Origin of the sequence: Arthrobacter ramosus (genome assembly GCF_039535095.1) — a bacterium.
Taxonomy (GTDB): domain Bacteria; phylum Actinomycetota; class Actinomycetes; order Actinomycetales; family Micrococcaceae; genus Arthrobacter; species Arthrobacter ramosus.
Genome location: NZ_BAAAWN010000001.1, coordinates 3160359 through 3180617, shown reverse-complemented (window position 1 = coordinate 3180617; position 20259 = coordinate 3160359). Strand labels below are relative to the sequence as shown.

The 20259-nt window shown below is 64.7% G+C and carries 17 protein-coding genes; 10 read left to right on the top strand and 7 right to left on the bottom strand.

The features are described from left to right. Positions 1–78: 78 nt before the first annotated feature. Entirely contained in the window at positions 79–465 is a 387-nt protein-coding gene (locus ABD742_RS14715; RefSeq protein WP_234753141.1) for a DUF1844 domain-containing protein, read from the bottom strand. 377 nt (positions 466–842) lie between these two features. Between ABD742_RS14715 and infC the strand changes: the two genes are divergently transcribed. The 5 genes from infC (at position 843) to ABD742_RS14690 (ending at position 4835) form a co-directional block, all read left to right on the top strand. Further along, complete coding sequence (gene infC / locus ABD742_RS14710) at positions 843–1904, top strand: translation initiation factor IF-3 (RefSeq protein WP_234753142.1); 1062 nt, start codon at positions 843–845, stop codon at positions 1902–1904. A 117-nt stretch (positions 1905–2021) separates the two neighbouring features. Beyond that, positions 2022–2216 carry a 50S ribosomal protein L35 gene (rpmI, locus tag ABD742_RS14705; protein WP_059387794.1) on the top strand — a complete coding sequence of 65 codons (195 nt, stop codon included), beginning with the start codon at positions 2022–2024 and terminating at the stop codon, positions 2214–2216. A gap of 117 nt (positions 2217–2333) precedes the next feature. After that, complete coding sequence (rplT, locus tag ABD742_RS14700) at positions 2334–2864, top strand: 50S ribosomal protein L20 (RefSeq protein WP_234753143.1); 531 nt, start codon at positions 2334–2336, stop codon at positions 2862–2864. Positions 2865–2917: 53 nt separating this feature from the next. After that, entirely contained in the window at positions 2918–3814 is an 897-nt protein-coding gene (locus ABD742_RS14695; protein ID WP_234753144.1) for a TrmH family RNA methyltransferase, read from the top strand. 103 nt (positions 3815–3917) lie between these two features. Continuing rightward, a complete protein-coding gene (locus tag ABD742_RS14690; protein WP_234753145.1) occupies positions 3918–4835 on the top strand; it encodes a cation diffusion facilitator family transporter in 918 nt (305 codons plus the stop codon). Positions 4836–4881: 46 nt separating this feature from the next. Here ABD742_RS14690 and ABD742_RS14685 read toward each other — a convergent pair whose 3' ends face one another. Continuing rightward, complete coding sequence (locus tag ABD742_RS14685) at positions 4882–6090, bottom strand: MFS transporter (RefSeq protein WP_234753146.1); 1209 nt, start codon at positions 6088–6090, stop codon at positions 4882–4884. 147 nt (positions 6091–6237) lie between these two features. On the opposite strand from ABD742_RS14685, the gene ABD742_RS14680 reads away from it, so the two are divergent. Next, complete coding sequence (locus ABD742_RS14680) at positions 6238–6678, top strand: (deoxy)nucleoside triphosphate pyrophosphohydrolase (RefSeq protein ID WP_234753147.1); 441 nt, start codon at positions 6238–6240, stop codon at positions 6676–6678. Here ABD742_RS14680 and ABD742_RS14675 read toward each other — a convergent pair. Next, positions 6675–7769 carry an Rv2578c family radical SAM protein gene (locus tag ABD742_RS14675; RefSeq protein WP_234753148.1) on the bottom strand — a complete coding sequence of 365 codons (1095 nt, stop codon included), beginning with the start codon at positions 7767–7769 and terminating at the stop codon, positions 6675–6677. The two genes, ABD742_RS14680 and ABD742_RS14675, sit on opposite strands and share 4 nt — an antisense overlap. A gap of 125 nt (positions 7770–7894) precedes the next feature. Here ABD742_RS14675 and pcp point away from each other — a divergent pair, with 125 nt between their 5' ends. Beyond that, positions 7895–8542, top strand: coding sequence for a pyroglutamyl-peptidase I (pcp, locus tag ABD742_RS14670; RefSeq protein WP_234753149.1), 648 nt, complete (start codon positions 7895–7897; stop codon positions 8540–8542). A 28-nt stretch (positions 8543–8570) separates the two neighbouring features. Here the strand turns inward: pcp and ABD742_RS14665 are convergent, their stop codons facing one another. Next, positions 8571–9227, bottom strand: coding sequence for an SIMPL domain-containing protein (locus ABD742_RS14665; RefSeq protein WP_234753150.1), 657 nt, complete (start codon positions 9225–9227; stop codon positions 8571–8573). A 186-nt stretch (positions 9228–9413) separates the two neighbouring features. Between ABD742_RS14665 and pheS the strand changes: the two genes are divergently transcribed. From pheS to ABD742_RS14650, 3 genes are all read left to right on the top strand, one after another. After that, on the top strand, positions 9414–10475 hold the full coding sequence (gene pheS, locus ABD742_RS14660; RefSeq protein WP_078105647.1) for a phenylalanine--tRNA ligase subunit alpha: 1062 nt from the start codon (positions 9414–9416) through the stop codon (positions 10473–10475). Positions 10476–10477: 2 nt separating this feature from the next. Beyond that, positions 10478–13027 carry a phenylalanine--tRNA ligase subunit beta gene (gene pheT, locus ABD742_RS14655; protein WP_234753151.1) on the top strand — a complete coding sequence of 850 codons (2550 nt, stop codon included), beginning with the start codon at positions 10478–10480 and terminating at the stop codon, positions 13025–13027. A gap of 128 nt (positions 13028–13155) precedes the next feature. Beyond that, positions 13156–13719, top strand: a complete 564-nt coding sequence (locus ABD742_RS14650; protein ID WP_234753152.1) for a 4'-phosphopantetheinyl transferase family protein — start codon at positions 13156–13158, stop codon at positions 13717–13719. A 9-nt stretch (positions 13720–13728) separates the two neighbouring features. On the opposite strand, the gene ABD742_RS14645 is transcribed toward ABD742_RS14650, so the two are convergent. The 3 genes from ABD742_RS14645 to ABD742_RS14635 form a co-directional block, all read right to left on the bottom strand. Continuing rightward, a complete protein-coding gene (locus tag ABD742_RS14645; protein ID WP_234753153.1) occupies positions 13729–15108 on the bottom strand; it encodes a M1 family metallopeptidase in 1380 nt (459 codons plus the stop codon). A gap of 83 nt (positions 15109–15191) precedes the next feature. Then, a complete protein-coding gene (locus tag ABD742_RS14640) occupies positions 15192–19079 on the bottom strand; it encodes a Pls/PosA family non-ribosomal peptide synthetase (protein WP_372460970.1) in 3888 nt (1295 codons plus the stop codon). Between the two features lie 107 nt (positions 19080–19186). Continuing rightward, entirely contained in the window at positions 19187–20152 is a 966-nt protein-coding gene (locus ABD742_RS14635; RefSeq protein WP_234753155.1) for a quinone oxidoreductase family protein, read from the bottom strand. Between the last annotated feature and the right edge of the window lie 107 nt (positions 20153–20259).

The following is a 20259-nucleotide window of genomic DNA, read 5'->3' as shown; positions in this document are numbered from 1 at the left end:
CTACGCGGCCAGGATACGACGACGGTGGGCCGGCCAAGGAGGCCAGCCCGCCGTCGCGGTCGTACGGGTTAGTCCGTGTCAGTTGACCGGGCCGGTGAATTTTTCGCCCGGGCCCTTGCCCGGTTCGTCGGGGATCAGGGAAGCTTCGCGGAACGCGAGTTGCAGGGAGCGGAGGCCATCGCGCAACGGGCCAGCGTGCTGCGAACCGATTTCCGGTGCTGCGGCGGTGACCAGACCGGCCAAAGCGGTGATCAGTTTGCGCGCTTCGTCCAGGTCCTTGAGCTCCCCGGCTTGGGGGTCGTCGGCCAAGCCCACCTTGACGGCCGCTGCGCTCATGAGGTGAACGGCGCCGGTGGTGATGACCTCAACAGCCGGAACTTCCGAAATGTCGCGGATCTGCTGGCCTACTCCGGCGTCGGTGCCGGTGGGCTCGTGGTCGAGGGAATTGCTGTCAGAAGTGCTCATGCTGGTAAGCTTGTCACAGACCGACTGGAAGTTGCCATTTCCCATGGCACACGCAGCGCTCGGCCACCCATCGTTAATGTGCGGTTGGTTGCCGATTTCTGTAGAATTGATTTTCAGTTTGCAAGCGGAGTTCTCTCCCACCCGCGTCAGCCGTTTCCCTTCGGGGATGTAAGTTGCCGGGTACCTGGTCGGACACCGTTCAAGGTCAGCCTTGAATGGTGCGAACGCTCCATTGAGGGGCCGTCTCCGATCTTCGAGGCCTTCGATTGCGCCAGCAATTGGGGGCCTTCTCTATTTGCCGGTGGAATACTCATCACAACAACAGGAGCTTTGACATTAGCGAGCCAAGAATCAATGAGCGTATCCGCGTCCCCGAGGTGCGTTTGGTCGGCCCTGCCGGCGAACAGGTTGGAATCGTCCGTATTGAGGACGCCCTGCGTCTGGCTGCCGAGGCTGACCTGGATCTCGTTGAAGTTGCACCGCAGGCGAAGCCTCCGGTGTGCAAGCTGATGGACTTCGGCAAGTACAAGTACGAAGCCGCTGTCAAAGCCCGTGAGGCCCGCAAGAACCAGACCAACACGGTTCTCAAGGAAATCCGCTTCCGCCTGAAGATCGACACCCACGACTACGAGACCAAGCGCGGCCACGCGCTTCGCTTCCTGGGCGCCGGTGACAAGGTGAAGGCCATGATCCAGTTCCGTGGACGTGAGCAGCAGCGTCCTGAAATGGGCATCCGCCTGTTGCAGCGCTTCGCTGAGGATGTTGCCGAAGTTGGCGTGATTGAGTCCAGCCCGCGCATCGATGGCCGCAACATGGTCATGGTGATTGGTCCGTTGAAGAACAAGGCTGAGGCCAAGGCCGAGGCCCGCCGCGCGGCGCAGCGTGCAGAAGCCAAAGCCCAGAATGAAGCCAAGGCTGCAGGCCGGATTGACGTCTCAGGCGAGGATGCTCCCTTGACCCAGTCACTCGCGGACTTGCTCCCGGCGGAACTCTTGACTCAGGCTGGGGAAACCCAGGCCGAGGAAACCGCTCCCGACGCCGTTGAGGCGGAGGCTGCTGAAGTCGAAGAGACTCCGGCCGCTGAGGAAGCGGTTGCCGAAGAAGCCCCTGTGGTTGAAGCAGCCCCCGTAGTTGAAGCAGCCCCGGTTGTCGAAAAGGCTCCCGTGGTTGAAGCAGCCCCGGTTGTCGAAAAGGCTCCCGTGGTTGAGGCAGCTCCGGTGGCCGCTCCGGTTGCCGCACCGGCACCGGCACCAGTGAAGGCGCCGGCACCGGCAAAGGCTCCTCAGCAGGCAGCTTCGAAGCCTGTTGTACCGGCTGTCCCCAAGCCTGCTGCCACGCCAGTACCGAAACCGATGGCGAAGCCCGCGGTTCCGAAGCCCGCTGCTCGACCGGCAGCCCCCAAGGCCGCTCCGAAGCCAGCGGCACGCAAGACCAACTAGTCACGCCGGCGGAGGCATCCCCTCCGCCCGGCACGAAAGCAGCAGCCGCCCCCTATGGGGTAGCTGCACGAAAGAACTGCAGACCCAGTCTGCGGACACGTAAGGAGATCGGTTCCCATGCCGAAGATGAAGACCCACAGTGGTGCTAAGAAGCGCTTCAAGCTGACCGGTACCGGCAAGCTGAAGCGTCAGCAGGCCAACCGCCGCCACTACCTGGAGCACAAGTCCTCCACCCTGACCCGTCGCCTTGCCGGCGACAAGATCGTCTTCAAGGGCGATGCCAAGGTCATCAAGAAGATGCTCGGCGTCTAAGTTCCAAGTTTTCTGGTTGCTGCCATCCGGTGGCTGCCGACTACACCAAAGCCTTCTCAGGCCGGCCGGGTTTCCGGCAGTAGCAGCTTGGGATAAGAATTTTGAAGGAGTACGCACGTGGCACGTGTGAAGCGGGCGGTAAACGCCCACAAGAAGCGTCGGGTTGTCCTTGAACGGGCCAAGGGTTACCGCGGTCAGCGGTCTCGCCTGTACCGCAAGGCAAAAGAGCAGCTGCTGCACTCGTTTGTGTACAGCTACGGCGACCGCCGCAAGAAGAAGGGTGACTTCCGTCGCCTCTGGATCCAGCGCATCAACGCTGCATCCCGCGCCAACGGCCTGACCTACAACCGCCTGATCCAGGGCCTGAAGGCCGCTGAGGTCGAGGTTGACCGCCGCATGCTGGCAGAGCTGGCCGTTTCCGACGCCAACGCTTTCGCCGCGCTGGTCAAGGTTGCCAAGGATTCCCTGCCTGCCGACACCTCCGCTCCGGCCGTCAAGGCCGAAGCCGCTCCGAAGGCTGCCGCCAAGACTTCTGCGGCTACCAAGGCTGCTCCGGCAGTCAAGGCCTCCGTTTCCGAGGAAGAGCCCGCTGCCAAGGCCCCCAAGGCCAAGGCTGCGAAGAAGCCTGCCGCTGAAGCTGCTGAGTAGCACTCGTAGCCTCAGTTCATGGGACAGTGGCAACTGCCACTAAAGTTCTGTATATGAACGAAACCGGGCGCCCGCAAGAACTTCCGATGTCCAACCCCCGAGCCGATCGGGTCAGGGATGTCGCGAAGCTTGCAGGGCGCCCGGCCCGTTTAAAGCGCAGTCGGTTCCTCGCAGAAGGCCCCCAAGCCGTCCGCGAGGCGCTGGTCCTGCACCGGGAGCGGGCCGCGGCGGGGGAGCCCGGCATCGTACACGAAGTCTTCGCGAGCGAAAGCTGCCTGGACCGGCTCCCTGAACTGGCCGAGCTCGCCGACGGCGTTGCCTTGCGGCTCGCGAATGACGATGTCCTGGCCGCCATGGCGGACACCGTCAATCCCCAGGGGATTGTGGCCGTCTGCGGTTTTGTGGACGTCAGCCTTGAATCAGTGCTCGACGCCGGACCGCGGCTGATCGCCGTCATGTGCCAAGTGCGGGATCCCGGCAACGCCGGAACGGTACTTCGGGCCGCTGATGCGGCCGGGGCGGATGCAGTGGTCCTGACGGCCTCCAGCGTTGATATTTACAACCCGAAGGCTGTGAGGTCCACGGCTGGTTCGCTCTTCCACCTGCCGGTTGTCCTGGGTGCGGACGTCGAGGAACTGGTGGCCCTCTGCAGGGAGCGCGGCATCGGGATCCTCGCCGCGGACGGTTACGGCACCCTCAACCTGGACAAACTTCAGGACGAGAACGCGGCACGCCGCCTGGGCGCGTCGGCAGCGCCTTCCGCCTACGCACTCGAAGCCCCGACGGCCTGGCTGTTCGGCAACGAGGCGCAAGGACTTTCAGACTCGGAGCTGGCCCTTGCCGACCATCGTGTCGCAGTGCCCGTCTACGGTTCGGCGGAAAGCCTGAACCTCGGCACAGCCGCCACTGTGTGCCTTTATGCCAGCGCGCGCTCCCAGCACGCCTCCTGACAATTTCTCAACAGGTACGGTATTGCTTGCAGGGGCGCGACCCCGCGGTCCGTTCCTGCCGATTCACTCACATCCCCTGAACCGAAGAAGAGGTGTAGCTTTCGTGGCTGCAAATGGCGGTACCAAGGCAATCGTGGCGGCATTGAGTGCCAACCTGGCGATCGCTGTGCTCAAGTTCGTCGCCTTCGTGCTGACGATGTCGTCGTCGATGTTGGCCGAGGCAATCCACTCGGTAGCCGACTCCGGCAACCAGTTGCTCCTGCTGCTTGGCGGGAAGCGGGCGCACCGCGCCGCAAGCCCCGAACACCCGTTTGGCTATGGCCGTGAACGCTACATCTACGCCTTCATTGTCTCGATCGTGCTGTTCAGCGTTGGCGGCCTCTTCGCACTGTTCGAATCCGGGGAGAAATTCCAGCACCCCCACGCCATTGAAGGCGATTTCTGGTGGGTCCCGCTGGCCGTGCTGCTCGGTGCGATTGTGGCGGAATCCTTCTCTTTCCGCACCGCAATCCACGAATCCAATCCCTTGCGCGGCAAACAAAGCTGGATCAAGTTCATCCGCAACGCCAAGCAACCGGAACTGCCCGTGATCCTCCTGGAGGATTTCGGAGCCCTCCTGGGCCTCGTTTTCGCGCTGCTCGGCGTGAGCCTGACCCTCATCACGGGCAACGGCTTGTGGGACGCCGCGGGCACAGGGATGATCGGCCTGCTTCTTGTGGGAATCGCCGTCGTGCTCGCGGTCGAAACCAAGTCCTTGCTACTCGGCGAATCAGCCACCAAAGAGGACAACGCGCGGATCACGGAAGCCATTGAGTCCGATGGCACGCGCATCATCCACCTCAAGACCATGCACCTGGGCCCGGAGGAGTTGCTTGTCGCCGCGAAGATCAGCGTGGGCGCGGCAGATACCGGTCAGGCGATCGCCAAAGCGATCGACGCCGCCGAACTCAGGATCCGCACTGCAGTACCGATCGCCCGGGTCATCTACCTGGAGCCCGACGTCGAGCGGGTCCAGGTCTAAGCAGCCCCGCGACAAGAGAGCGGCGGGGGCGCGTTATCCGCCAGCACTATGCCGCCAGCGGCCGCTTGCGCTCCAACCAGCCACTGATGCCCGCGACGCCGAGCCCAAGGATGGCCAGGACAGCGCCGACGAGGGCAGGGGCGACGTATCCCCAGCCCCAAGCGATGACCACGCCGCCGAGGAACGCGCCGAGGGCGTTGGCGATGTTGAGGGCGGAGTGGTTGAGCGAAGAAGCCAAGGATGGGGCGTCCGGCGAAGCGTCCAGGAGGCGCGTCTGCAACGGCGGGATAAGCATGGAGCCGATACCGCCGACGATGAAGACCATGATGAATGCCGACCACGCCCAGTGGGCGGCGACCGCGTAGGCCACCAGCGCCAAGGCGATGAGGGGAAGGACCCGGTAGATGGTTCCCATGACGGACTTGTCGGCGATGCGGCCGCCGAGGATATTGCCTGCCACCATGCCGAGTCCGTAGAGGGCGACTACGAGGGGTATCAGCGACTGTGGGATGCCGGCCACGGACGTCATGGTGTGGGAGATGTACGTGTAGGTCGCGAAGAAGCCGCCAAAACCGATGATTCCGATCAGCAATGCCAGCCACACCTGAATGCGCTTGAGGGCACCAAGTTCCCGGCGGATGCTCGCCTCCGGGTGGGCAGGCTCAAAGGGGACAAACTTCCACAGCAACACGCTGGTGGCCAGGCCGATGACTCCCACCACCACGAAGAGCAGGCGCCACCCGAAAGTCTGGCCGAGCCAGGTAGCCGCAGGAACACCGATGACGTTGGCGATGGTAAGACCGCCCATGACCATCGAAATTGCCCAACCGCGCTTGGTGGGAGCAACCAGGCTCGCCGCAATGACCGCGGCGATCCCGAAGAAGGCGCCATGCGGCAGTCCCGAGGCAAACCTCGTGATCAACATGGTTCCGTAGTCCGGTGCAATGAAGGACGTCAGGTTCGCTATGGAGAGGAACAGCATGAGTCCCAAGGCAAGTTGCTTGCGGGGGAGCCGGGCGCCCAGCGCCGCGAAGATCGGCGCACCCACTACGACGCCCAAGGCGTAGGCGGAAATGAGGTTCCCGGCCTCGGGAGTGCTGATGTTGAGTCCCTGCTCGATCTCCTTGAGCAAGCCCATCATGGTGAACTCCGTGGTTCCGATGGCGAATCCACCCATGGCAAGGGCGAAGATCGCCAGCGACACGTGACGGCTTCCGGTCTTTTGGGAGGTCTTGCTGACAGCGGTAGTGGTCATCGTCCTGTTTCTTGGGGGGCGAGCGGGATGTCACTCGAAGGGAATAAAGCCGACTTTTAAGCTTAGTGCGAGTCTCCGGCGAATGTGCCTGAATGTGACAACTTCCATAGGCAGGGGTGATGACCTGACGGCCAATAGACTGTTGCGGTGACTGGACTGATAAGCGTGGCGGGCGCCGCCGTCGTCGATTCCCTTGAAAACCCGAAGCGGCTGCTGGCCGCAAGACGCAGCGCCCCGCCGCAATTCGCGGGAATGTGGGAGTTTCCGGGCGGCAAGCTGGAGGCGGGGGAGTCCTTCGAAGACGCGCTGCACCGCGAACTGCTCGAGGAACTCGGGATCACTGTCCGGGTTGGGGCCGAAGTGGAACCGGACGCAGGCGCCGGGTGGCCCCTGAACGAGCGGGCCGTCATGAGGGTATGGTTCGCCGAACTGCTTGACGGCGAACCGCGTCCGCTCCAGGACCACGATGAACTCCGATGGGTTCCGCTTGGCAATGGAGAGGAGGCGTTCACCTTGCCGTGGATTCCTGCTGACCTGCCGATTGTCCGCGCACTGCTGGAACGGGTGGCCTCCGGCCTGCTCGGCTAGAAAAGAGTGGACTGACCAGTTGTTGGAAAGGAAGTCGGTGGAAGGGAAGCCGATGTCTCCTTGCCCGCGGTCGCGTTCCTGTGGCTGAAACCGCTGCTCCCGGAAAAGCCGTGACGGGCCTTGAAGTAGTTGATGCGGCCAGTTAACCAGGTCCTGTATTCCTTCGAGGCGTACGAGCCTTGGCCGTAGAGACGCTGGTACTTGCCGACAAGGCGGGGGTGGTGTGCCGCCAGCCATTGCATGAACCATTCCCGCGTGCCCGGCTTCAGGTACAACGCCCCGGCAGTCACCCCAGTGGCGCCGGCTCCGGACAGGGCGGTAAAGAGCGACTCCAGGGCGTCATCGCTGTCCGTCAGCCACGGCAGGATGGGCATGGCCATGACACCACAAGGCAGCCCGGCCTCGCGCAGCCGGCGGATGAGCTTGAGCCTGGCGCGCGGTGCGGGCGTGCCCGGTTCCACCGCCGAGGCCAGGGCTTCGTCAGTCATGGCCAGCGAGATTCCCAGATCCACGGGCACTTGGCTGGAGGCATGCTTGAGGAGGGGGATGTCGCGGCCCAGGAGGGTTCCCTTGGTGAGGATGGAGAACGGAGTACCGGAATCGGCCAGGGCCCGGACGATCCCCGGCATCAGCTGGTAGCGGCCCTCTGCCCGCTGGTAGGGATCCGTATTGGTGCCAAGGGCCACATGATGGTGGCCCCACGACGGTTTGGACAGTTCCTTGCGCAGGACCTCTGCCGCGTTGATCTTCACTATCACTTGGGAATCGAAATCGTGTCCGGCGTCGAACTCCAGATAGGTGTGGCTCTTGCGGGCGAAGCAATAGACACAGGCGTGGCTGCATCCGCGGTAGGGGTTGACCGTCCATTCAAAAGGCATCTGGGAACCGGACGCCACCTTGTTGAGCACCGATTTGGCGGTGACCTCATGAAAGGTGACTCCGGAGAATTCGGGAGTTGAGACGGAACGCACAAGCCCGGCCAGCGGCAGCAGTGCGTCCGAAGCTGGGGCGGCTCCGGACAGAACGCTGTTGCTGTTGTCTCCGGGTGCCGGACCACGTTGTGGTGAAAGTGCTTGTGCGTCCCATCTCATGGCCTCCATTCGAATATATGTTCTAATACTTGTCAAGGCCTGTGAAAGAAGGCCTGTGAAAGAAGGCCTGTGAAAGATCGAGAGGGGAACCCGGAAGCCGGGTCCGCTGTTGCTAGGGTGGGTTCATGATTCTGCTGACGGGATTCGAACCTTTTGGCGGCGATTCCAGCAATCCCTCGTGGGCTGCAGTCCTCGAAGCGCGGGAAATTTTGCGCGCCGAAGGGCATGAAGTGGAAACGCTCGAACTACCGTGCATTTTCGGGGAATCCGCTGCGGTCCTGCGCGAGGCCATGCGGAGGGTGCGCCCGGAGTTGGTCGTCTGCGTCGGGCTCGCCGGCGGCCGGGACCGGCTCTCCCTGGAGCGCGTGGCCATTAACTGCGATGACGCCAGAATCCCGGACAACACCGGAAACAGGCCCATCGACGAACCGGTGGTGCCGGGAGGGCCCGCGGCGTACTTCAGCACACTGCCGGTGAAGTCCGCGCTGCGAGCGCTGCAGATCGCGGGAATCCGCGCCGAAGTCTCGCAGACCGCCGGGACGTACGTATGCAACCATGTGTTCTATGCCCTGATGCATGAGCTCTCCAGAGCTGTTGCGCCGCGCGCGCGAGGCGGCTTCATCCACGTTCCCTATGACGAAGCCCAACTGCCGAAGGGTAGTGCCGCGCCTGGGATGGCGACGCACGACATGGGCCGGGGGATCGCCGTCGTCGTTCGCACTGCGCTTGAGACTCCTCTGGACGCGAAGCTGTCCGCGGGAGCTGTTCACTAGGCTGGCGCGGCCCACCTAGGGTCACGGATCAGTCGGCGTCACTCCCGGGCGAATCCAGCTCCCACTGCACCACAACGCTCGCGGAAACCGCTACCAGTCCCGCTTCGATAGCCACGCCTTCGCTCGCTGAGGCGCGCTGCATACCGGCCAACATGGGCACCGACGATCCATGCTCCGGCCGCTGATCGATGGATAGCACTTGCCCCAAGCGGGCGCCGGCAAGTGCGGCAAATCGGGCCGCCTGCGCTTCGGCTTCCCGCCATGCAGCCTCTTGTGCCCGCGCCGCGACGGCCGGGGCATCCGTGAATCCTTGTTCGATCCCGTTGATGCGAAGGCTGTCACCGCCAGCAGCCACCGCGGCGGAAATGGCCGCGGGGGCCGCTGACGACCGGCCGACCCGGGCAACCAAGGTGGTTGATGCAACATAACCAGTGACCTTTTGCCCTTGGTGTTCGGCCCAGACGAGTTCGGCACGCAGATTGAGGCCACTGGTCCGCAGGTCAAGACCGGCCACACCGTGCCCTCGCAAGGCCTCCGTCACAGCCGAGGCGATCGCTCCGGCGTCGCCATACGCAGCTTCGGCGGCGTCGCGCCTGACCTCGACGGCGAGCGTGAGCGTGAGCAGGTCGGGAACGGCTTCAGCGGTTCCTTCTCCGGTGACAGTGATGGTGCGGACCGGTGTCATGAGGCCATGCTAGCCCCGGGCGCTGGCGAACGCCGTCCGGACGGTGTCACGGGTTAAAGCCCCGCCGAACCCGTCTACTAGACTGGGTGTTAGTGCCCGCCGGACGCGTCCAGCGAGCATCGCTCCTGCTTTTGCCATGGCCCTGCCTGGTGAAGACCATTTCCGACTCGTAGCTAAGAACAGTAGATGACTGACACTTTGCCGGGCGCTGCCATCCCGAACCCTCTGGATGAAGCCGCCATCACCGCTGCCGTTGAGGAAGCCGTCGCCGCGATTGCCGCTGCATCCTCCCTCGAAGAACTCAAAGCCGTCCGTTTGGCGCACACCGGCGAGAAGTCGCCCTTGAGCCTTGCCAACCGTGAAATCGGTGGCCTGCCCAAGGAGCAGAAGGCCGCCGCAGGCAAACTCATGGGTTCCTCCCGTGGCCGCGTCAACCAGGCGCTCGCGGCACGGACCGCTGTGCTCGAAGCCGAAAACGACGCCCGCATCCTTGTGGAGGAAACCGTCGATGTCACGGCAGCGCCGCGACGGCGCCGTGCCGGTGCGCGCCACCCGCTGTCCACGCTGCAGGACCGCGTGGCGGACATCTTCGTCGGCATGGGCTGGGAAATCGCCGAAGGACCCGAAGTGGAGTCCGAGTGGTTCAACTTCGACGCCCTCAACTTCAAGCCCGACCACCCCGCCCGCGAAATGCAGGACACCTTCTTCGTGGAGCCTCCCGAGGCGCACCTGCTCATGCGCACGCACACTTCCCCGGTACAGGTCCGCTCCATGCTGGAGCGCGAAGTGCCCATCTACGTGCTGTGCCCGGGCAAGGTATTCCGCACCGATGAACTCGATGCCACCCACACGCCCGTGTTCCACCAGTTCGAGGGCCTGGCCATCGACAAGAAGCTGAGCATGGCCGACCTGCGCGGCACTTTGGAGCACTTCGCCCGGCAGATGTTCGGAGACGAGGCACAGATCCGCCTGCGTCCCAACTACTTCCCGTTCACCGAGCCGTCCGCGGAGCTGGACATTTGGCACCCCGGCGCCAAGGGCGGCCCTCGCTGGATCGAATGGGGCGGCTGCGGCATGGTCAATCCCAACGTCCTGCGCGCTGCCGGCATCGACCCGGACGAGTATTCAGGTTTTGCTTTCGGCATGGGCATCGAGCGCACGCTCATGTTCCGCAACGAGGTCGGCGACATGCGCGACATGATCGAAGGCGATGTACGTTTCAGCGAGCACTTCGGGATGGAGATCTAACAGTGCGTATCCCACTTTCATGGCTGCGTGAATTCGCGCAGGTTCCGGCCGACGCCACGGCCGAAGACGTCATGGCGGAACTCGTCAAGGTCGGCTTTGAAGAGGAAGCCGTCCACCGCCCCACGGACGAACTCAAGGGTCCCATCGTGGTGGGCCAGGTCCTGAGCCTCGTCAAGGAACCGCAGAGCAACGGCAAGACCATCAACTGGTGCCAGGTCCGCGTGGTCCCTGAAGGCCAGGAGCAGACCCTGACCGGCAAGGGCATCGACCCTTCCGGGGTTCAGGGCATCATTTGCGGTGCCCATAACTTCGTCGAGGGAGACAAGGTTGTGGTGACCCTCCCGGGCGCCGTGCTCCCGGGTGATTTCCACATTTCCGCGCGCAAGACGTACGGGCACCTGTCCGCAGGCATGATCGCCTCCGTCCGTGAACTTGGCATCGGCGAGGACCACGACGGCATCCTGGTGCTTTCCCGCATTGGCCTCGATCCCGAAATCGGCACCGACGCCATGTCCCTTCTGGGCCTCTACGATGAAGCCGCCGAAATCAACGTCACTCCGGACCGCGGCTACGCGTTCTCGATCCGCGGCGTGGCCCGCGAATATGCCCACGCCACCGGAACCGTCTTCACGGACCCGGCAGCGAAGGTCAATGCCCCTGCGGCAGTCTCCGGCGGCTACGGCGTCAAGCTCAACGACGACGCGCCCATCTACGGCAAGCCCGGTTGTGACCGCTTCGTGGCCCGCACGGTCCGCGGTGTGGACGCCACCCGCCCCACCCCGCCATGGATGGTCTCCCGGCTGCGCCTGGCCGGCATCCGCTCCATTTCGCTGCCTGTGGATATTTCCAACTACGTGATGCTGGAACTCGGCCAGCCGAACCACTGCTACGACCTCGACAAGCTTTCGGGCGATATCGTGGTCCGCCGCGCCGTCGCGGGGGAGAAGATCACCACCCTCGACGACAAAGTGCGTGCGCTCGACGTCGAAGACCTCCTGATCACCGACGACTCCGGCGCAATCGGCATCGCCGGCGTCATGGGTGGAGCCAACACCGAGGTTTCCGACTCGACCACCAACATCCTGGTCGAGGCAGCGCACTTCGACGAGGTCTCGATCGGGCGGTCCCGCCGCAGGCACAAGCTGCCGTCAGAGGCGTCCAAGCGCTTCGAACGCGGAGTGGATTGGCAGGTTGCCAACGTTGCTGCCCAACGCGTCGTTGACCTCCTGGTTGAACTGGCCGGTGGAACGGCAGACGAAGCCGGCACCGACGTCGGGACAGCACCCGACGCCGTGACCATCGAGCTGCCGTCGGGCTACGCGGCCTCCCGGATCGGCATCGACTTCACCGAAGAACAGATCACGGGTTCCCTTAAGGACCTCGGCGCCATCGTCCTGAAGGACGATGTGGGCGGCTCCTATGTGGTCACGGCACCGAGCTGGCGCAATGACCTGGAAACCAAGGAAGACCTCTCCGAGGAAATCGCACGGCTGGTGGGCTACGACAACATCCCGGCCACCCTGCCCGTGGCCCCTCCAGGCCGCGGCTTGACCCGGACCCAGCAGCAGAAACGCCGCGTGGTCCAGGCGCTCGCCGACGCCGGGCTCACCGAGGTCCTCTCTTACCCGTTCGTTTCCAAGTCGGCCAATGACACCTTCGGAGTGGCGGAGGAAGGCGCGGCACGCACCGCCCTCAAACTGGCCAACCCGATCAGTGAAGAACACGGTTACCTGCGTACCTCCGTACTTCCCGGCCTGATCGAGGTTGCCCGCCGCAACCACTCCCGCGGGTTCCGCGACCTCGCCCTCTTCGAGGCAGGCTCGGTGTTCCTTCCCGACGGCCAGCTGGGCACGGCATCCATCCCGCCGCTGGGCGTCAAACCTTCCGACGAGGTTCTTGACGGACTGTACGACGGCGTCCCCGACCAGCCGCTGCACATCGCCGCTGTCTTGACCGGCCACGATTCCCCGGCCGCCGCTGCCCACACTCCGCGTGCCTGGGACTGGGCCGACGCCCTGGATGTTGCCCGGCTCGTCGGCGACGTCCTCGGCGTGGAACTCGTGGTCAGCCAAGGCAGCCACCAGGCGTTCCACCCGGGGCGCGCCGCCCAGTTGGCGCTCCGCTCCGGCGACGTCGTGGGCTACGCCGGCGAATTGCACCCCAAGCTGCTCGCCGCACATGACATGCCCGCACGTTCCGTGGCGCTCGAGCTCAACGCGGATGCACTCTTCGACGCCGCTCCGGACGTCATTGTTGCCAAGCACATCTCCGGTTTCCCGGTGGCCACCCAGGACGTTGCCCTCGTGGTGCCGCAGGACGTTCCGGCGGACGCCGTACTGGCCGCCCTCCGGGAAGGCGCCGGCGAACTCCTCGAAGACGTCGCCCTGTTCGATGTCTACGCAGGCCAGGGCATCGAAGACGGCAAGAAGTCGCTCGCCTTCGGGCTGCGATTCCGTGCCACTGACCGCACCTTGACCGCCGATGAGGCATCGGAGGCACGCGAGGCCGCCGTCGCCGTCGCCGCAGAGCGATTCGGAGCGGTCCAGCGCTGACGAGTACCAACCCGGGGATCCAGGGGCTGGCTGTCCACATCCAGCCCCTGGATCCTGCTGATTCCGCCGCCATCGGGAAGACGGCGGCGGAATTGTTGTCTCCGGCCGAGACCCTTCGGGGAGACGCCATGGCCCCGGTCTTCCGAATGGAGTTCCTGGCGTCCCGGCTGGCGCAGCAAAACTTTGCCGCAACCCTCCTGGGTGTTCCCGCTTCGAGGCTCCATGCGGCCTACGAGTGCCCGGAATGCGGTGCCGGTCCGGACATCGCACATGGCCGGCCCGGGTACCTGCTCGACGGCGGCCCCGCACCCCTGGTGCTCAGCGCCTCACGGTCGTCGGGCTGGGTGCTGTTTGCCGCCGTCGTGAATCCGGAACCCGGGCTCCGGGTGGGCGTCGATCTGGAGAATACGGCGGGCACGGAGTTCGCCGGCTTTGACGACGTTGCCCTGACCGCACGAGAGCGGCGCCATCTCAACGCGCTGGAGCCCGGGCGTCGGGCTCAGGAGCGCGCACGATTGTGGGCACGCAAGGAAGCCTGGTTGAAGATGACTGGCGAAGGGCTCAGGGTGGCCCCGGATTCCCTCGATGTGCTTGAAAGGCCGGGGCTGTGGGACCTGGACCTCCCGGCCAGCGCCGACGGTCGGGACCTTCCGGCCGGACTTCTTGCCGCCCTGGCGGCAACGTTCCGCTGAATCCGGGGATCAGCCGAAGGCGGGCAGCCTTGCTTGGTACAGCCACGGTTCCAGGACGGTGGCCGCATCGAGCCCCGGGACGTAAGCGTTCGTCGCGGCGATGAATTCCGCCGTGGACACCGAGCTGTGGCGCTTGACCTCGGTCCAATGCCGCAACAATCCGAAGAATACTGCGTCTCCGCACGCGAGACGGACGGCGTGGAGGGCAAGGGCCCCGCGCTTGTAAACGCGGTCATCGAACATGTGCTCCGGTCCGGGGTCGCCGATCACCAGGTCCTGGGCGCCCCCGTCGAGCTTGCGCCACGCGGCCCTTGCACGGTTGGCGAGGGACATGACGCCGGCTTCCTCGGACCAGATCCACTCGGCGTAGCACGCGAAGCCCTCATGCAACCAGATGTCCCGCCAACTGCTCACCGTGAGCGAGTTGCCGAACCACTGGTGGGACAGCTCGTGGGCGATGAGGCGCTGCGCGTCCCACGATTGCTCCATGTGGTTCCTCCCGAAGATCGAGAGGGTCTGGGCCTCAAGGGGGATTTCCAGTTCGTCCTCGGTCACGACGGCCGTGTATTCCGCAAAGGGATACGGACCGAAACACTCCACGAAGGTGCGCATCATGTCGGCCTGCCGTGCCAGGCCTTCGCGGGCCTCGGTCAACAAACCAGGGGTGACTGCAACGAACTGGGGCACCGGGGCCTGCCGCAGGGCTTCGGCATGATGGGCGGTCCCGGTGCGGGCCCCACCGAGGGAGGGGCTGAGTTGGTGAAGCCGGTAGCGTCCGATTTGCACGGTGGCGAGATAGCTTGCCATCGGCTCGCCCTGTTCGTAGACCCAGGTTTCGCGGCTTGATTTCCTGCTGTGGGAGACGAGGCGGCCGTTGCAGATGGCGCGGTAGTTGTCGTCGGTGGTGATACTGATCAAGTAGCTGGACTTGTGCCGCGGATGGTCGTTGCACGGGAACCAGGACGCGGCGCCGTTCGGCTGCCCGGCAACCAGCACGCCGTCGTCGAGCTCTTCCCAACCGACCTCGCCCCACAGGCCCCGGCGCGGCTTAGGATTGCCGTCGTAGCGGAGCTCAATTGTGAAATGCCGGCCTGTCCGCAACCGGTCCTTGGCCGTAATCACGAGGTGCTCGCCGCGGGTACTGAACTTCGGCACTTTCTTGCCGTCCATCAAGATTTTGGAAGCCTTCAGGCCCACCAGATCCAGGATCACCGAGTCCGTGTCTTCGAGGGCTATGCAACGAAGCATCGCCCGGCCGTTGAGCCGGTTGCTGCCCAGGCTATAGTCCAGGTCCAGCTCGTACCTCAGCACCTGGAATGCCGTGCTCCCGTGGTGCAGGGTGTAGGGGTCGACGGCAGTTGTGGTTGTTCCTGGTTCGCTGCGGCTCATGTGCGCTGGCTGCCTCCGTGTAGCTTGCTGTGCTGCTGTTGTCATGCGCTGGTGGTTTTCACCGGTCCTCTTGCCAATCTACGCTACGGCCCGGACCAGGGGCTGACGGGATTGCCCATCCAATAGGTGCCCGCAGGAACAGTCTCGCCACGCATGACCAGCGACGCCGGTCCCACCGTTCCGCCGGCCCCGATGCTGGCCCGCGGCAGGATGACGCCATGCGGGCCCATCGTGGCGCCGTCCCCAAGGACAACGGTGTCGATGGCCATGATGCGGTCGTGGAAGAGATGTGTCTGGACCACGCAGCCACGGTTGACCGTGGAGCTTTCGCCGAGCGTGACAAGGTCGGCTTCGGGCAGCCAGTAGCTCTCGCACCAGGTACCCCGGCCGATTTTCGCGCCGAGCGCCCGGAGCCACCACACCAACGCCGGTGTGCCGGACGCCGAACGTGCGAACCACGGAGCGCTCACCATCTCGATGAAGGCGTCCACCACTTCGTTGCGCCAGATGAACGAGCTCCACAGGGGATGCTCGCCCGCTTTGATGCGGCCCACCAGTATCCACTTTGCGGCAACCGAACTTGCTGCGGCCACGGCACCTGCGGCGAGGACCACGACGCCCCCAAGAACGGCCGCGAGCCAGTAGGAGGACTCCGTGGCGATCCAGTCGAGGACCAGCATGATACCGACGGCGATCCCCACTGTCAGGATGACCGGCACCAGCCGGCACAATTCCCAAAGGGCCCGTTTGGTCTTGAGGGCCAACGGCGGGTTGAAGGTGAGGCTCTGATCTGCATTGACGGCGGTCCGGCGCAGCCTGACAGGCGGACTGCCCAGCCAGGAGGTGCCCGATTTGGCCTTGGCCGGCGTGGCCGACAGGACCGCGACCAGTGAGTTCTTGGGCACGCTTCGGCCGGCTGCGGTCATCCCGGAATTGCCGAGGAACGAGCGTTTGCCGATCTTGGCCGGACCAATCTTCATCCAGCCGCCGCCAAGCTCGTAAGAGGCCACCATGGTGTCGTCGGCGAGGAACGCGCCTTCGCCGATGGTCGTCATGCGTGGCAGCAGCAGCACCGTGGAAGCCTCCACGTTACGGCCAACTTTGGCGCCCAACAGGCGCAGCCACACCGGGGTGAAGAGGCTGGCGTAGATGGGGAAGAGCAGGTCCCGCGCCATGTCGAGCACACGTTCAGTGGCCCAAACCTGCCAGCCGACGCGGCTGCGGACCCGATAGTACCCCTCCTTGAGACCGACGCCGAGCATCCGGGTGGTCGCCAGGATCAGCAGGAGATTGCACAGGAACCAGGCCAGTGCCGCCAAGGGAATGGCAAGCAGGAGTTCCGGGAAGGCATCCTGCAGGGAACTCCTGCCTTGGATGAAGGCCAGAATGACGATCGCGGCGACGAATGCCGAAATGTAGGGGATCAAGGCAAGCAGCGCCGAAGCCGCAGCGAACGCCGCAAACCAGAGCCGGCCGATCAGATGGTGTGACGACGGGGTCTCGGGCCATCCATTCTTGGCTTTGCCACGGCGTTCGGCGGGGGAGCCGGCAACAAGATGACCGGCCTTGACCTTGCCCAGCACCGCGGAACCGGGCTCGACACGCGCACCTGCGCCGATGCTGGTTCCTGGCATGAGCGTGCTGCGTGAGCCCACTGTGGCGCCGGCACCTACATGGATGGCGCCGATGTGGACATAGTCACCGTCGATCCACCAGGCGGAGAGATCCACTTCGGGTTCGATGTTGCAACCGCTGCCCAATGACAGGAGTCCTGTGACCGGAGGCAAGGAGTGCAAATGGACGTTGTTCCCGATCTTCGCCCCCAGCGCCCTGGCGTAGTAGGGAACCCACGGAGCGCTGGCAAGGCTGATGGCGCCCGAAAGATCCTGGATCTGTTCGGCCAGCCATAGCTTCAAGTGGACTTTGCCTGAGCGCGGGTAGGTTCCAGGCCGGACTCCACGCAAGAGGGTTCGCGCGGCCAGGATCGAGATGCCCATGCGTCCGGGCGGGCTGACGAATACCAGCCAAGATGACAGGATCCACCACCAGGACACGACCGGAGCGGCTGTGAAACCGGCGAAGTCGGCCAGCAAATGGTTCGCGGCCATGAGGTAGGTGAGCCAACGCATGCCCACCAGGATGTTGAGGAAAATCCCCATCAGGGTCTGGAAGATCTGCGATTTCCGGGAGGTGGGCCGAACCGTGCGTTCCGCCGCCGGCCCTTGGATGCCGCCTTCCGGCAGTGACTGCCGCGCGGCGTCGATCAGGGCACCGACGCGGGGTGTCGCGTAGATTTCGGCCACAGTGATGGTGGGGTAGCGCACGCGCAACGCCGAGACGAGTTGTGCCGCGGCGAGGGAGCCGCCACCGTAGGCGAAGAAGTCGGCGTCGAGCGAGGTGACGCCCTGCCCGAGGACGCTTTCCCATTGCTCAACGACCCACTGGGCGTCCTCGGGCAGGTTGAGGGGTGCCTTGTCGGCATCCGCGGCGCCCGCGCCCGCCAACGGCCAGGGAAGTGAATGCCGGTCCACTTTGCCGCTGGTCTTCGTCGGAAGCGAATCCACGACCGTCAGCAAGGGGATCAGCGCGGCGGGAAGGCTTTCCGTGAGCAACTCGCGGGAAGCTGCGAGGTCGATGTCCTCCGGTCCGGCCGGAGCCAGGTAACCGACCAGTATCTGGTTCCCTGCCGCCGTCGTGCGGACTGCAGCCGCGGCACCTGCGACTCCCGGGAGGGCCTGCAGGGCGGCGTCGATCTCACCGAGTTCGATGCGCCGGCCACCAAGCTTGACCTGTTCGTCCGCGCGGCCTTGGAAGATGAGGCCGGCTTCCTCGTAGCGGACGAGGTCGCCGGAGCGGTAGGCACGTTCCCACCCCAGGGACGGCATGGGGGCGTATTTTTCGGCGTCTTTGGCCGGATCGAGGTAGCGGGCCAGTCCGACGCCGCCGATGATCAGTTCGCCCGTCTCGCCTTCCGCGACCGGAACCCCGGCGGCATCGACGACAGCGAGGTCCCAGCCGTCCAGTGGCAATCCGATCCGGACGGGGCCATCCCCGCCGAGGGGAGCCGCGCAGGCCACGACGGTTGCTTCGGTGGGGCCATAGGTGTTCCACACTTCGCGGCCGTCCACCGCGAGGCGCTCAGCGAGTTCGGGCGGGCAGGCTTCGCCGCCGAAAATGAGCAGGCGCACGTTCTCGAGGGCTTCCGTCGGCCACAGGGCCGCGAGCGTGGGAACGGTAGACACCACTGTGATGCCGTGGTTGATGAGCCATGGGCCAAGGTCCATGCCGGAACGGACCAGGGCGCGCGGGGCCGGGACGAGGCAGGCACCGTTCCGCCACGCCAGCCACATCTCCTCGCAGGAAGCGTCGAAGGCCACTGAAAGGCCGGCGAGGACCCGGTCCTGCGGACCTATGGGATCTTGCTGGAGGAAGATCCGGGCTTCGGCGTCAACAAAGGCAGCAGAGGAACGGTGCTGCACCGCCACACCCTTGGGCGTGCCCGTGGAACCTGAGGTGAAGATGACCCAGGAATCGTCATCCAGTCCCGGGGAACGCGGAGCCGGGTGCGGTGTCGGGCGCTCCGCGGACACTTCGATCCTGCGGCCCTTGGTGACGACGGCAGACACTTTGGCTTCTCCGAAGACCAGCCTTGCCCGTTCCTCGGGATCGTCAGCGTCCACGGGCACATAGGCGGCCGCAATCGAGAGGATCCCCAGGATGGCGATGTAGAGATCGTTGGATCCCGAGGGAACCCGCACACCGATCTTGTCTCCGGGGCCCAGTCCGGCTCCGTTGAGCGCGTCAGCAAGACCGCGTACCTGCACCATGAGCTCGGAGTAACTCAGCGACTTGTGCCCGTCATCGAGGGCAGAGGCCTCCGGGAAAGTCAGGGCCGTGTCCTGGAGGATCTCAATGAGGGTGCGTGCCGACGGCGCGGCTGCCGAGCCTTGCAGTTGGGGCAGATGCACCACTTGCAGTTCCAGGCTGTCAACCGGGATTTCATGTTCCTGGGTCACGTTCGGAGCTTCTCGGATTGAGGTGAACAAAAAGTGTCAGCGGTCGCGTTTCCGTGCTGCGGTTATGGGACCAACAGTAGCTTGCCCGTGGTCTTGCGGGCTTCCAGGTCGCGATGGGCCTGGCCGGCTTCGGCGAGCGGGTACGCTCCGCCAATCCGGACCTTGAGCACACCGCTGGCTGCAGCCCCGAAGACTTCGGCCGAACGCCAGCGCCGCTCCTGCGGGTTCCGGAGGAAGTGGCCAAGCGTCGGGCGTGTCAGGGACAACGATCCGCCAGCGTTCAGTCGCTGGGGGTCAAAGGGAGGAACGGGTCCGGACGCTGCCCCGAACAGGACGAGCGAGCCGCGGATGCGCAGGCTCGCAAGGGAACCGTCAAAAGTATCCTTGCCGACGCCGTCGTACACCACATTGACGCCTTCGCCGTCGGTCAGCTCGCGGACTTTGTCCGCAAATCCCGTGTAGCGCAGGACCTCGTCCGCGCCGGCTTCCCGGGCAAGGGCTTCCTTCTCGTCCGAGGAGACAGTGGTGATGACGCGGGCGCCCCGGGCCTTGAGCAACTGCGTCAGGATGAGTCCCACGCCGCCGGCGCCGGCATGGGTCAGGACGGTGTGGCCCGGTTCCACACGGAAAGAAGAATTGATCAGGTAGTGCGCTGTCATTCCCTGCACCGGCAGGGCTGCCGCTGTGTGGTCGTCGACGCCGTCCGGCACCGGAACCGCTTTGTCAGCGTCTACCAGGGTGTACCCGGCGTAGCTACGGGATCCTTCAGCGGTAGCGACCCTGTCCCCGACGGCGAAGTCCTCGACGTCTGCGCCGATGGCCTCCACGGTGCCGGCCGACTCGGAGCCAGGGGTGAACGGATACTCAACCTTGTAGATGCCACTGCGCTGATAAGTGTCAATGAAGTTCACTCCGGCGGCTGCAACTTTGACGAGGAGCTCGCGCGGGCCCGGGACCGGAACCTCTGCCTCGGTGACTTCGAGGACTTCGGGTCCTCCGGCTTGCCGGACAATGATTGCATGCGTCATGGGTCTCCTTCTCCGTCGAGGCACTTTCGTGCCCGCATTCACACACCCATCCTAGGGAGCGGAGTCCGTCGAGTGTCGAGTCAACGGCTTGGGGCCGTGTTTCGCCG